The sequence below is a fragment of the Azorhizophilus paspali genome (genome assembly GCF_043587585.2).
Lineage (GTDB): Bacteria > Pseudomonadota > Gammaproteobacteria > Pseudomonadales > Pseudomonadaceae > Azotobacter > Azotobacter paspali.
The window spans coordinates 3,806,630-3,819,138 of the sequence record NZ_CP171449.1 but is presented as its reverse complement, the minus strand read 5'-3'; the positions used below and the strand labels follow the sequence as shown (position 1 = coordinate 3,819,138).

Here is a 12,509-nt window from a genome sequence, read left to right as displayed (position 1 = left end):
TCCCGTTTCAGACAGGTGGGCTACAGCAGGTCGTACTGCTTGAGCTTCTTGCGCAGGGTGCCGCGGTTCAGGCCGAGCAATTCGGAGGCTTTGGTCTGGTTACCCTTGACATACTGCATCACGGTTTCCAGCAGGGGAGCCTCCACTTCGGAAAGCACCAGGTTGTAGACATCCGTGACCGCAGCGCCCTCGAGATGGGCGAAGTAGTTGCGCAGCGCTTTTTCCACGCTGTCGCGCAGCGTCTGGCCCGCCTCGCTCGGTGTGTTCAGGTGCTGTTTCAGATTGGCGTTTTCGCTCACCGGTGTCGTTCCACTCTCTAAAGTCTCGGTCGTCGTCGTCATGCGGCCACCCCTTCTCCATCTTTGTGACGTTCGGCGAAGAATCGCCGCACGTGGGCGCTCTGTGCGTCCGTGGTATCCAAGCGGTTGAACTGGGCTCGAAACTCCTGCGCGTCCGGCAGGCTCGCCAGGTACCAGCCGACGTGCTTGCGGGCGATGCGAACGCCCAGCTCCTCCCCATAGAAACGGTACAGTGCGGCCAGATGCTCCAGCACAATGGGCTCCACTTCGAGCGTCGTCATCGCCGGCAGGCGCTCGCCGGTTCGCAGGTAGTGCTCGATCTCGCGGAAGATCCATGGCCGCCCCTGAGCCGCACGGCCGATCAGCAGGCCGTCGGCGCCGGTGGCATCGAGCACCTGGCGGGCCTTTTCCGGCGAGTCGATGTCGCCGTTGGCGAACACCGGAATCGATACCGCCCGCTTGATGGCGGCAATGGTGTCGTATTCAGCCGCGCCGCCATAGAGGTCGGCGCGGGTCCGGCCGTGCACGGCGAGGGCGGCGATGCCGGCCTGCTCGGCGAGCCGGGCGATGCCGACCCCGTTGCGGTTGGCCCGGTCCCAGCCGGTACGGATCTTCAGGGTCACCGGGACCTCGACGGCGGCCACCACCGCCCGGAGGATCTCGGCGACCAACGCCTCGTCGCGCATCAGCGCCGAGCCGGCGGCCTTGTTGCAGACCTTCTTCGCCGGACAGCCCATGTTGATGTCGACGATCTGCGCGCCCAGTTCTACGTTGCGCCGGGCCGCCTCGGCGAGCCGCTGCGGGTCGCCGCCGGCGATTTGTACCGAGCGCGGTTCCGGCTCGTCGCCGTGCGGCAGGCGCAGGCGCGACTTGCGGCTATTCCACAGGCGAACGTCGCTGGTGAGCATTTCCGAAACCGTCATGCCGGCGCCGAGCCGGCGGCACAGCGCGCGAAACGGTCGATCGGTGACACCGGCCATGGGCGCCAGGATCAATTGGTTGGGCAAAGTGTAGGGGCCGATGCGTACCGCCGACATAGGTCTTCCCTGCTGGAGACGGATTTCAGGTCGAACGGGGACCGTAAAAAAAGGGTAAGCATGATACCTGCTCTCTATGAATGGATAAAGGCTGCGCTGCGCAAAATATGAACAGCGGGCAGGCAGGCGCCCATGACCGAAGGGCAGCTCGGTGGCTACTCTCCAGGCAGCGAAGTCACTCTGGAGAGTGAAAGCTTAGGCTGTAATTCACCGCCTGTGTGCCAGGGTCGAGAATCTCCAGCGAGATGTGGATCGGCGTCTGGGGCGGCATTTCCTGCTGCCCGGCCAACTCGCCGCCGAGGTACTCGTTGGGCTTGAAGCGCCGGGTGGCGACAATCTGGCCGTTGATGTCGGCGAAGCGCAGTTCGAGCAGGGGGAAGGGCTGAGCGAAGGCGGCGCGGTTGTAGAGGATCGCGTCGACCACCAGGGCACCGGCAAATTCGGGATGGTTACGCACCACTAGGTTGCTGCTCCTGATCTGGGCGATGTCGACCCGTGACGGCAGACTGCAGCCGAGGTAGGGGCACAGCCGCTCGAACCAGGGCCGGTAGCTGTCCTGGCGGGCCAGTTCATCGTAGTGGAGCCAGAGGTATTGTCCGGCCAGGATGGCGATCGCCAGCAAGTTCAGGGCGATCCAGAGGAGGCGGCGTCTCCAGGGTTGGCGTGGTTTCTGCCAATCGAGGCGAAGAGGTTCGTCGACCAGTTCGAGCAGTCCTTCCCCAGGACGCTCCGGCGTGCCGTGAGCGGGCCGGCCGGCGGGGACAAACTGGCGCGTCTTGCCCCTGACAGCGGGTGTTTCCCGAGACGCTGAGCGACGCGGCTCGTCCCGGGCGACGTGCGGTTCCAGGGTCAGGGGCGGCTCGGGGCGTTCGCCCTGACCGCTCGGTATGACGAGTAGGCTGCTGGTCGGCGGCAACTGTGGTTCGACGGGGGCTGGTCGTGTACGGGGCGCGGTCTGGTCTGGCGCCGCTGCGTCGGTGCTCTGCGGCGTCGCCCTCAACTGGCGCTCCTGGCTTTCCAGCTTGGCCAGTTCCTCGTCCAGGTCGAGGGTGTCCAGATCCAGATTGCCCAGGTCGAATTCGTCGTAATCCCTGTGGGCCGGGGGGGGCGCCGAACGGATCTCGGCGGGCGGCGCTACCGGGGGCGTGGTGGTCGGCGCCGCGCTGCTCGGCGCCTCGGCGTGGGCCGGTCGCTCGATCAGATGCTCGGCGGCGTTGAATACCCGCAGACAGGAACCGCAGCGTACCGCGCCGCGGGCGGCATCGAGCTGCGCGCGGTTGACGCGGAAACGGGTCCGGCAGTGTGGGCACTGGGTAGCGAAGGTGTCTGTCATGCGGCGAGCCGGCAGTCGATGATCTGGACTGAGTCGGAGCGCTAGTCTAGCTCAGCCTCCGGCCCCGAGGCAGGGCGTCAGCGACGCACGCCGTCGATGCGTACCCAGCCGTCCTTTTCCGTCGTGGGCGCGAGGACGAAGGCGCCTTCATAAGCGGCACGTACTTCCCCGGCCTGCTCGGCGAGGATACCCGACAGCGCTAGGCGGCCGCCCGGCCGGACCAGCGAGGCGAGCTGCGGCGCCAGTTGCACCAGCGGACCGGCGAGGATGTTGGCCACCACCACGTCGGCCGGCTGGCGCGGCAGGTCCGCCGGCAAATGGAGCGGGAAACGCGCCGGATCGATGCCATTGCGCAGGGCGTTGTCGCGCGAGGCCTCCAGTGCCTGCGGGTCGATGTCGGTACCGATCGCCCGTTCGGCACCGAGCAGCAGTGCGGCGATGGCGAGGATGCCCGAGCCGCAGCCGAAGTCCAGCACACTACGGCCGGCGAGCTCCTGGCCGTCCAGCCACTCCAGGCACAGCGCGGTGGTCGGATGGGTTCCGGTGCCGAAGGCCAGGCCGGGGTCGAGCAGCAGGTTGACCGCTTCGGACTCCGGCGCCTGGTGCCAGCTCGGCACTATCCACAGGCGGCGGCCGAAGCGCATCGGCTGGAAGTTGTCCATCCAACTGCGTTCCCAGTCCTGGTCCTCGATGCGTTCGACTTGATGTGCGGGCAACTCGCTGCCGCGCAGCAGGCGCAGGTGGGCGAGCAGAGCGTCCGCGTCGGTGTCGGCTTCGAACAGCGCCAGCAGATGGGTATGCGACCAGAGCGGGGTGGTGCCGAGATCCGGTTCGAAAATCGGCTGGTCCTCGGCATCCATGAAGGTCACCGAGACCGCGCCCAGCTCGAGCAACCGGTCCTCCAGTGCGCCAGCCTGGTCGGGGGTGATGGCGAGTCGGATTTGCAGCCAGGGCATGGGCGGGACCTCTTGCAAAATGCGGCGGGCGCGGATAAACGCGGCGGGCAAGCTTACTGGAGGGAGGCGCCGGCCGCCAGCCGACGACGGGGAACACGGCGGAAACGACGGGGCCGCCCGAAGGCGGCCCCGTCGTGCGGCGCGGGCGTATCGCTCAGTGCTTGTCCAGACCCAGTTTCTTTTCCAGGTAGTGGATGTTCACGCCGCCCTGGCAGAAGCTCGGATCCCGGGTGAGTTCGCGGTGCAGCGGCACGTTGGTCTTGATGCCGTCGACGACGATCTCGTCCAGGGCGTTGCGCATGCGCGCCATGGCCTCGTCGCGGTCCTTGCCGTAGGCGATCAGTTTGCCGATCAGCGAGTCGTAGTTCGGCGGCACCATATAGCCGCTGTAGAGGTGCGAGTCGACGCGGATGCCGTTGCCGCCCGGTGCGTGGTAGTGCTTGACCTTGCCGGGGCTGGGCATGAAGGTCGCAGGGTCCTCGGCGTTGATCCGGCACTCCAGCGCATGGCCGCGGATCACCACGTCTTCCTGGCGGATCGACAGCGGCTCGCCGCCGGCGATGCGCAGCATCTCCTTGACGATGTCGACGCCGGTGACCATCTCGGTGACCGGGTGCTCCACCTGTACGCGGGTATTCATCTCGATGAAGTAGAAGCGCCCGTCCTCGTAGAGGAACTCGAAGGTGCCGGCGCCGCGATAGCCGATCTCGATGCAGGCCCGCACGCAGCGGTCCAGTACCTCGGCGCGGGCCTGCGGGTCGATGTTCGGCGCCGGGGCTTCTTCCAGGACCTTCTGGTGGCGGCGCTGCAGCGAGCAGTCGCGGTCGCCCAGGTGGATGGCGTTGCCCTTGCCGTCGGACAGCACCTGCACCTCTACATGGCGCGGGTTCTCCAGGAACTTCTCGAGGTAGACCATGCCGTTGCCGAAGGCGGCCTCGGCCTCGGTACGGGTCAGCCGCGCCGACTTGATCAGGTCCTCTTCCTTGCGGACCACGCGCATGCCGCGCCCGCCGCCGCCGCCGGCGGCCTTGATGATCACTGGGTAGCCGACTTCGCGGGCGATCGCCAGGGCCTCTTCCTCGTTTTCCGGCAGCGGGCCGTCGGAGCCGGGCACGGTGGGCACGCCGGTCCGCTTCATGGCGTCCTTGGCCGAAACCTTGTCGCCCATCAGGCGGATCACTTCGGCGGTCGGACCGATGAATGCGAAACCGGACTTCTCCACCTGCTCGGCGAAGTCGGCGTTCTCGGCGAGAAAGCCATAGCCCGGATGAATCCCGTTCGCGCCGGTGACTTCGGCGGCGGCGATGATGGCCGGGATGTGCAGGTAGGATTTGGCCGCCGGGGCCGGGCCGATGCACACGCTCTCGTCGGCGAGGCCCAGATGCATCAGTTCGCGGTCCGCCGTCGAATACACAGCCACCGTCTTGATGCCCAGTTCCTTGCAGGCGCGCAGGATACGCAGGGCAATCTCGCCACGGTTGGCGATCAGGACTTTTTCCAGCATCGCAGGATCTCCGCGGTTCAGACGATGGTGAACAGCGGCTGGTCGTACTCCACCGGCTGGCCGTTTTCCACCAAGATGGTTTCGATGACGCCGCCGACTTCAGCCTCGATGTGGTTCATCATCTTCATGGCTTCGACGATGCACAGGATATCGCCCTTCTTCACGCTCTGGCCGACCTGCACGAAGGCCGAGGCGCTCGGTGACGGCGAGCGGTAGAAGGTGCCGACCATCGGCGAGCGGACCACGTGGCCGTTCAGCTTGGATGCGGCGACTTCGGCAGGCGCGGCGGGCGCGGCGACGGCTGCGGCGACCGGGGCGGGCATGGCGGCCATCGGCGGTGCGGCGGCATACACCGTCTGGGGAACGTTCTTGGAATGGCGGCTGATGCGAACCGATTCTTCGCCTTCGCGAATCTCCAGTTCGTCGATACCGGATTCTTCCAGCAGTTCGATTAGTTTCTTGACTTTGCGGATATCCATTCGAATTAACTCCGATTACGAATCAGGAATGTTCAAGTTGTTCGAGGACGGCCTCGAGGGCCAGCCGGTAGCCGCTGGCGCCCAGGCCGCAAATCACCCCTACGGCGATGTCGGAGAAGTAGGAGTGATGACGGAAGGGCTCGCGTTTGTGCACGTTGGACAGATGCACTTCGATGAATGGGATGCTCACCGCCAGCAATGCGTCACGCAGGGCGACACTCGTATGGGTGAAAGCCGCCGGATTGAAGATGATATAGCTCACGCCCTCCTGACGGGCGGCATGGATGCGTTCGATCAAGACGTGCTCGGCGTTGCTCTGCAGGTGGAGCAGGCGATGGCCGGCCGCGCTGGCGCGGCGTTCCAGGTCCTGATCGATTTGCGCGAGGGTAGTGGCGCCGTACACGCTGGGTTCACGAGTGCCCAGCAGGTTGAGGTTGGGGCCGTGTAGCACCAATAGGGTGGCCATGTTGGTTGTCCTTGCGTACTGATATGAGGGGGCATGGCGGCGGGCCCTCCCGTCCCGCGGGGCGCGGGCTGGCTGGGGCTCCGTTCCGTCGAGACCTTCAGCCGAACATTTTAACCGGAATTTCCTGCATATTACCTGCGATTCCTTGCAGATGCCTTACAAGATTAGCGTTGGGATTGACTTTCCCGGAGGCGTTGCGCAAAAGCGGCGGCGTCGATCTCGCCGACCACCCGCAGCCTTTCGTGCTCCGTGCCGTCGGCGGCGAAGAATTGAATCGCCGGCGGGCCGAACAGCCGGTAGCGATCCAGCAGCGCGCGCTGTGCCGGAGTGCCGGCGGTGATGTCGAAGCGGATCAGCCGGTAGCCGACGAACTGCGCTGCGACCTGTGGGTCGGCGAACACCTCGCGCTCGATCACTTTGCAACTGATGCACCAGTCGGCATACCAGTCGAGCAGCAGCGGCTGGGCGGCATTCTTCGCTTCGGCCAGGGCGGCGTCCAGTGCTTCCGGCGTGTCGAGGGTCTGCCAGGCGCCGGCGGTCCGGGCCGCGGGAGCGGCGGACAGGGACGCGCCGCCCAGCGGACGTAGCGGATCGGACTCGCCGCGCAGCGCACCGGTCCAACTGGCCAGGGCATAGACCAGCAGAGCCAGCCCGGCCAACTGGCCGAGCTTCTGCCGGTGGCTCTTCGCGGTGAATTCCAAGGCGCCGAGAAACAGCGCCACCCCGCCAGCCAGCAAGCCCCACAGGGCCAGCGCCAGCGGGCCGGGCAGCACCCGTTCGAGTAGCCATACGGCGACCGCCAGCAGCAACACGCCGAAGGCGTTGCGCACCGCTACCATCCAGGGACCGCTCCTGGGCAGCAGGGCACCTCCACCGGTGGCGAACAGTACCAGCGGCGCGCCCATGCCGAGTCCCAGGGCGAAGAGCTTCAAGCCGCCGCCCAGGGCATCGCCGCTCGAACTGATGTACAGCAGCGCGCCGGCCAGCGGGGCGGAAACGCAAGGCGAAACCAGCAGGCTGGATAGCACGCCGAGGACGGCGGCGCCCCACAGCGAGCCGCCGCGCGTATTGCCGGCCAGGCGCTCCAGCGGCGCGGCGAGGGCCGTTGGCAGGCGCAGCTCGAAGACTCCGAACATGGCCAGGGCGAAAAGGCCGAAGAAGGCGGCGAAGGGTACCAGCACCCAGGGCGATTGCAGGCGCGCCTGCAGATTCAGCTCGGCGCCGAACAGTCCTGTCAGCGCGCCGAGCACGGCGAAGCAGGCGGCCATCGGCAGTACGTAGGCCAGCGACAGGACGAGGCCGCGTGCGCCGCCGATCTCCCCGCGCAGCACCACGCTGGAGAGGATCGGCAGCATCGGCAGCACGCAGGGGGTGAAGGTCAGGCCGAGGCCGGCGAGGAAGAACAGGGCCAGTTCCCGCCAGCCCCAGCCCGGCGCGTCGGCGGGCGAAGCGGCCCCGGCCGCGGGAGCGTCGCCGATCCGCAGCCGTTCGGTTTCCGGCGGATAGCATAGCCCTTTGTCGGCGCAGCCCTGGTAGCCGACCTGCAGGTCGAAAGGGCGCCCGTCCGGGTTGGCCACGGGCAACTCGACGTCGAGCACGCCGTAATAGACCTCCGTCTCGCCGAAATACTCGTCGGTCTTGCGCGTGCCGTCCGGCAGGCGCGGCTCGCCCGCCGCGACCCCCGGCGTCTCGCTGCGGAACTGCAGGCGCTGACGGTACAGGTAGTAGCCCTCGGCGGCGACGAAGCGCAGTTTCACCGCCTGCGCCGTGGCGTCCACCAGGCTCAGGCGGAAGGCTTCGCGGACTGGCAGGAAGTCGCCGCGGTTGTCCAGGCCGCCCAGCGTGGCGCCGGGCCGGTTGTCGAACAGGCCGGCGGCGGCGGGCAAAGCGAGCAGCAGCAGGAGCAGGGGCAGCAGCAGGCGGCGCATGGCGTTCTCGCAGAAACGTGCAGAAATACAAAGGGGACGGATGATACCGGAGGCGGCGAGGCGCTGCAGGCCGCAGGCGGCTTGGCAAGCGCCACCTTGGCCGCAGGCGGGCGCGGTGCCGCGTTGTCCCGGTATTCCACCCATTAGTGCTAGGCTTGGGCGGCCGGCCCAGTGGGCTGGCCGACTTTTCGAATCATGAAGGATCTTGTCATGCTGGACTGGAAAGAAAGCGCAAGCCGTGTGTACGGTGGGGCCGACAGCGCCCTGCGGCGCATCGTCGGCAACCACTGGCTGGGGCGCGCCCTGGCGCTGTTGCTTGCCCTCTACCTGCTGGTGACCGGATTGCTGGGCTGGTTCTGGAGCCTGGAGCCGGATGCCTTCCCGGTGCAGGAGAACGCCAAAGCCTCGGCCGAGCAGACGCAGCGCAAGTTCGTCAAGGGCTACACCACCGTCGAGACCCTGCGGACCGTGGCCGGTACCCTGCTCGACAAGCCGGGCGGCTACCTGACCAACGACCTGTCCCCGCCCGGCATCTGGCTGGACAACATGCCCAGTTGGGAATTCGGCGTGCTGACCCAGGTGCGCGACCTGGCGCGCTCGCTGCGCAAGGAAATGGCCCGTTCGCAGTCGCAATCCACCGAAGACCCGGATCTGGCCAAGGCCGAGCCGCGCTTCAACTTCGACAACCGTAGCTGGGCGCTGCCGGCGTCCGAAACCGAGTACCGCGCCGGTCTCAAGCTGCTCGACAACTATCTGGCGCGCCTGGCCGACCCGGTCAAGCCCAGCGCGCAGTTCTTCGCCCGCGCTGACAACCTGAATGGCTGGCTGGGCGACGTCGCCACCCGTCTCGGCTCGCTCTCCCAGCGGCTCTCGGCGAGCATCGGCCAGGAGCGCCTGGATGCCGACCTGGTGCCCGACCAGGTACAGCAGGGCGAAGTCGTCAAGACGCCCTGGCTGCAGATCGACAACGTGTTTTACGAGGCGCGCGGCCAGGCCTGGGCGCTGGCGCATTTCCTGCGCGCCATCGAGGTGGATTTCGGCGACGTGCTGGCGCGCAAGAATGCCACTGTCAGCCTCCAGCAGATCATCCGCGAGCTGGAAGCGGCGCAGGAGCCGCTGTGGAGCCCGATGGTGCTGAACGGCAGTGGCTACGGCATGCTGGCCAACCACTCGCTGGTGATGGCCAACTTCATCTCCCGGGCCAATGCCGCGCTGAACGACCTGCGCGCGCTGCTTTCCCAGGGCTGATGGATACCTCCACACGGGAGGCGGCCCATCGGGCCGCCTCGGACGCCGAACTGGTCGCCTGGGTCGACGCCGACGACCGCCTGCTCGGCGCGTTGCCCCGCGCCGAGCTTCGCGAGCGCGGTCTGATCGGCCGCGGCACCTTCATCCTGCTGTTCAACGGCGCCGGGCAGCTCTGCGTGCACCGGCGTACCCTCAGCAAGGCGATCTATCCCGGCTATTGGGACGTCGCCGCTGGCGGCATGGTGCAGGCCGGCGAAAGCTATGGCGAGTCCGCCGTCCGCGAATTGGCCGAGGAGCTCGGCATCACCGGCGTGGCGCTGCGCGAGCACGGCCACTTCTTCTTCGACCAGCCGGACAACCACCTATGGTGCGCGGTATTCTCGGCGGTCTCTGACGCTCCGCTGGTGTTGCAGCCCGAGGAAGTGCTGGAGGCCCGCTTCGTCCCGCCCCACGAGGCCCTGCGCGAGGCCTGCGAGCGTCCTTATTGCCCGGATTCTCTTGAGGCGTTGCGCCGCTACCTCGGCATGCGCTGAGCGCGCGCTGCTTGCCGGTCCCGCGCCGTGTCGAGCGGCTGCGTCCGGCGAGTGTCGTCGAGAACGGGAGCCCATGCGAGTCCGGGTCCCTTGATCCAACGCAGCCGTCGGTCCGCGCGGGTTTCCTACACTGTCAGCGTTTCCACAACAGCCGGCCTGCCGGGATTGGCGGCGCCGGACGAACGGCAGGAGCTTTCCCCCATGAAAATCGTGATGTTCAGTGCGCAACCCTACGACGAGCGCTCTTTCGACGAGGTATTGCAGCGCGACTACGTTTCCCGTGGCTTCGAACTGGTCTACCAGAAGGTCGCGCTATCCACGCAGACCGTGGCGCTGGCCCAGGGGGGCGAAGCGGTGTGCGCCTTCGTCAACGACCAGCTCGATGCCGCGGTGCTGGAAACCCTGCACGGCTATGGCGTGCGAGCGATCCTGTTGCGCTGCGCGGGGTTCAACCATATCGACTTGGAAGCCGCCCGCCGCCTAGGGCTGTTCGTCGCCCGGGTGCCGGCCTATTCGCCCGAAGCGGTGGCCGAGCACACTATCGCCTTGATTCTGACCCTCAACCGGCACACCCACCGTGCCTATAACCGGGTGCGCGAGGGCAACTTCATGCTCGACGGCCTGCTCGGCTTCAACCTGCACGGCAAGACCGTGGGTCTGATCGGCACCGGCCAGATCGGCCTGGCCACGGCACGTATCCTCAAGGGCTTCGGCTGTCGGGTGCTCGGCTACGATCCGTACCGGACGGCTGAGTTCGCCGCCCTCGGCGACTACATGGAGCTCGACGTGCTGCTCGCCGAATCCGACGTGATCAGTCTGCACTGTCCGCTGAACGACGCCACCTGGCACCTGATCGACGCCGCCCGTCTGGCACGGGTCAAGCGCGGCGCCATGCTGGTCAACACCTCGCGCGGCGCGCTGATCGACACCCATGCGGTGATCGCCGCGCTGAAATCGCGGTGCCTCTCGGCATTAGCCATCGATGTCTACGAGCAAGAGAGCCAGTTGTTCTTCCACGACCGCTCCTCGGACATCATCGACGACGACGTCTTCACGCGGCTGATGACCTTTCCCAACGTGATCGTCACCGGCCACCAGGGCTTCTTCACCACCGAGGCGCTGCGCGAGATCGCCGAGACCACCCTGCGCAACCTCGACTGCTACGCGAGCGGCCACGCCTGCGGGAATGCGCTGACGAGCGATAGCTGAGCGACAACGGGCGGTGGGCGCAGCGCGCCTGGCCGCCCTCACTTCTGGGGCTGCCGTGCCGTTCATTAGGCTTCGCTGTGGCCTTCCGAGATTTGCTACCTTTCCGGCTTTTCCGCGCTGCTAGGCTACCTTGCGCGAACCCAGCCGCATGCGGACGGAAGTGCGGGGAAAAGCGTGATTTTCCAGCCTTGAGGAGCACCAGTCATGGCATTGAATGTCGACTACCTGCTGCGCACGGCTGCTACTCTGGAACAGGCCCTGCTGGCATTGGGGAAAATGCCGTCCAGCGAGGACATCCTCTTTGACCTCTACCGCAATGCCGCGATCAAGAGTTTCGAGCTGTCGCTGGAAACCGCCGGCAAACTGCTGCGCAAGGCACTCAAGCTGTATGTCGGCAGCCCGCGCAGCGTCGATGCGCTGGTGTTCAACGACCTGCTGCGCTATGCCGGCAAATATGGACTACTAAAATGCGGACGGCGTCGAGCGCTGGCTGGCCTACCGTGCCAATAGCAACAACACTGCCCATGACTACGGTGAAGGCTTCGCCAACGATACCCTAAAGCTTCCGCCCAGCTACCTGGCCGACGTGCGCCTCCTGGCTGGCAAGCTACAGGAGGTGTTTGATGCCGCGTCTTGAGGCGGATCGCCTGTACCTTGAGCCGCGCCACCTGGCCTTGCTGCAAGATCTGCTGCGCCAGCATGTTCCGGGCGCCGAGGTCTGGGCCTACGGCAGCCGCGCCAACGGCGGCGCTCACGAAACCAGCGACCTCGACTTGGTACTGCGTAATCCGGTCGACTCCGATCGCATCGTCGAGGGGCTAGCAGCACTCAGGGAGGCCTTGCAGGCTAGCAGCCTGCCGATCCTGGTGGAGGTTCACTCCTGACCGGCTCTGCCAGAGACTTTCCAGCGGGAAATCGAGCGGGCGTATGTGGTGATTCAGGATGTAGGCGGGAGCCTTGAGCGGTGAACGGCCAATTGCGCCGGCCGGACCGGGGTCGTTGCTGGAGTCCGTGATGGAAAGGGATACTTGGTTCAACCACGGGATAAAGGCCAGTACATAGCGCCACCACCTTCGGCATTTCACACGCTTGCCGCTACACTGCCCCCTCGTTTCCCCGCATTTCCGAGGAGCCAGCCTTGGCCAAGAAAGCCTCTTCGTTTGCCGCCCTGGGCGGTTTGGTCTATTCCACCGACGGCGGCCGTCATTGTCCCGACTGCGACCAGCCGGTCGCCGCCTGCATCTGCGGGCAGAGTCAGGTAGCGGCCGGCGACGGTATCGCCCGGGTGCGCCGCGAGACCAAGGGGCGTGGCGGCAAGACAGTGACCACCGTCAGCGGCCTGCCGCTGGCCGGCGATGCGCTGAAGGAGCTGGCCAGTGCCCTGAAACGCCGCTGTGGCACCGGTGGCGCGCTCAAGGAGGGGGTCATCGAAATCCAGGGCGAACACGTCGAGCTGCTTCTCGAAGAGCTCGTCAAGCGCGGCTTCAAGGCGAAGAAATCCGGCGGCTAATTTCTAT

The 12,509-nt window shown here is 66.4% G+C and carries 14 protein-coding genes; 6 read left to right on the top strand and 8 right to left on the bottom strand.

Translation table 11 applies throughout. From position 1 onward, the window contains the following. Positions 1-20 precede the first annotated feature (20 nt). The 8 genes from fis to ACGI6K_RS18425 all read right to left on the bottom strand — a co-directional run bounded on the left by fis (position 21) and on the right by ACGI6K_RS18425 (position 8,002). Positions 21-341, bottom strand: a complete 321-nt coding sequence (fis, locus tag ACGI6K_RS18460) for a DNA-binding transcriptional regulator Fis (protein WP_376949102.1) — start codon at positions 339-341, stop codon at positions 21-23. Then, positions 338-1,336 (bottom strand): tRNA dihydrouridine synthase DusB, encoded by a 999-nt coding sequence (gene dusB / locus ACGI6K_RS18455; protein ID WP_376949100.1) that lies wholly within the window; start codon positions 1,334-1,336, stop codon positions 338-340. Before dusB ends, fis begins: the two co-directional genes overlap by 4 nt. 175 nt (positions 1,337-1,511) lie before the next feature. Then, entirely contained in the window at positions 1,512-2,669 is a 1,158-nt protein-coding gene (locus ACGI6K_RS18450; RefSeq protein ID WP_376949098.1) for a DUF3426 domain-containing protein, read from the bottom strand. A gap of 77 nt (positions 2,670-2,746) precedes the next feature. Next, positions 2,747-3,625, bottom strand: coding sequence for a 50S ribosomal protein L11 methyltransferase (gene prmA / locus ACGI6K_RS18445; RefSeq protein WP_376949096.1), 879 nt, complete (start codon positions 3,623-3,625; stop codon positions 2,747-2,749). A 154-nt stretch (positions 3,626-3,779) separates the two neighbouring features. Further along, on the bottom strand, positions 3,780-5,129 hold the full coding sequence (gene accC, locus ACGI6K_RS18440; protein ID WP_376949094.1) for an acetyl-CoA carboxylase biotin carboxylase subunit: 1,350 nt from the start codon (positions 5,127-5,129) through the stop codon (positions 3,780-3,782). Positions 5,130-5,146: 17 nt separating this feature from the next. After that, entirely contained in the window at positions 5,147-5,608 is a 462-nt protein-coding gene (accB, locus tag ACGI6K_RS18435; RefSeq protein WP_376949092.1) for an acetyl-CoA carboxylase biotin carboxyl carrier protein, read from the bottom strand. A gap of 22 nt (positions 5,609-5,630) precedes the next feature. Next, a complete protein-coding gene (gene aroQ, locus ACGI6K_RS18430) occupies positions 5,631-6,074 on the bottom strand; it encodes a type II 3-dehydroquinate dehydratase (protein ID WP_376949090.1) in 444 nt (147 codons plus the stop codon). Positions 6,075-6,238: 164 nt separating this feature from the next. Further along, positions 6,239-8,002, bottom strand: coding sequence for a protein-disulfide reductase DsbD (locus ACGI6K_RS18425; RefSeq protein WP_376949088.1), 1,764 nt, complete (start codon positions 8,000-8,002; stop codon positions 6,239-6,241). Between the two features lie 210 nt (positions 8,003-8,212). Here ACGI6K_RS18425 and ACGI6K_RS18420 point away from each other — a divergent pair, with 210 nt between their 5' ends. From ACGI6K_RS18420 to ACGI6K_RS18395, 6 genes are all read left to right on the top strand, one after another. Continuing rightward, entirely contained in the window at positions 8,213-9,250 is a 1,038-nt protein-coding gene (locus ACGI6K_RS18420) for a DUF2333 family protein (RefSeq protein WP_376949086.1), read from the top strand. Then, the gene (locus tag ACGI6K_RS18415; RefSeq protein ID WP_376949084.1) at positions 9,250-9,783 is read left to right on the top strand and encodes an NUDIX hydrolase; all 534 of its coding nucleotides are present in this window, start codon (positions 9,250-9,252) and stop codon (positions 9,781-9,783) included. The genes ACGI6K_RS18420 and ACGI6K_RS18415 overlap by 1 nt, the downstream gene beginning before the upstream one ends. 201 nt (positions 9,784-9,984) lie before the next feature. Then, positions 9,985-10,992, top strand: coding sequence for a 2-hydroxyacid dehydrogenase (locus ACGI6K_RS18410; RefSeq protein WP_376949082.1), 1,008 nt, complete (start codon positions 9,985-9,987; stop codon positions 10,990-10,992). A gap of 204 nt (positions 10,993-11,196) precedes the next feature. Next, positions 11,197-11,502: a hypothetical protein gene (locus ACGI6K_RS18405; RefSeq protein WP_376949080.1), complete on the top strand. Its 306-nt coding sequence runs from the start codon at positions 11,197-11,199 to the stop codon at positions 11,500-11,502. Positions 11,503-11,615: 113 nt separating this feature from the next. Beyond that, positions 11,616-11,876 (top strand): nucleotidyltransferase domain-containing protein, encoded by a 261-nt coding sequence (locus ACGI6K_RS18400; RefSeq protein WP_376949078.1) that lies wholly within the window; start codon positions 11,616-11,618, stop codon positions 11,874-11,876. 254 nt (positions 11,877-12,130) lie between these two features. Beyond that, positions 12,131-12,502, top strand: coding sequence for a translation initiation factor Sui1 (locus ACGI6K_RS18395; RefSeq protein WP_376949076.1), 372 nt, complete (start codon positions 12,131-12,133; stop codon positions 12,500-12,502). Positions 12,503-12,509: the final 7 nt, after the last annotated feature.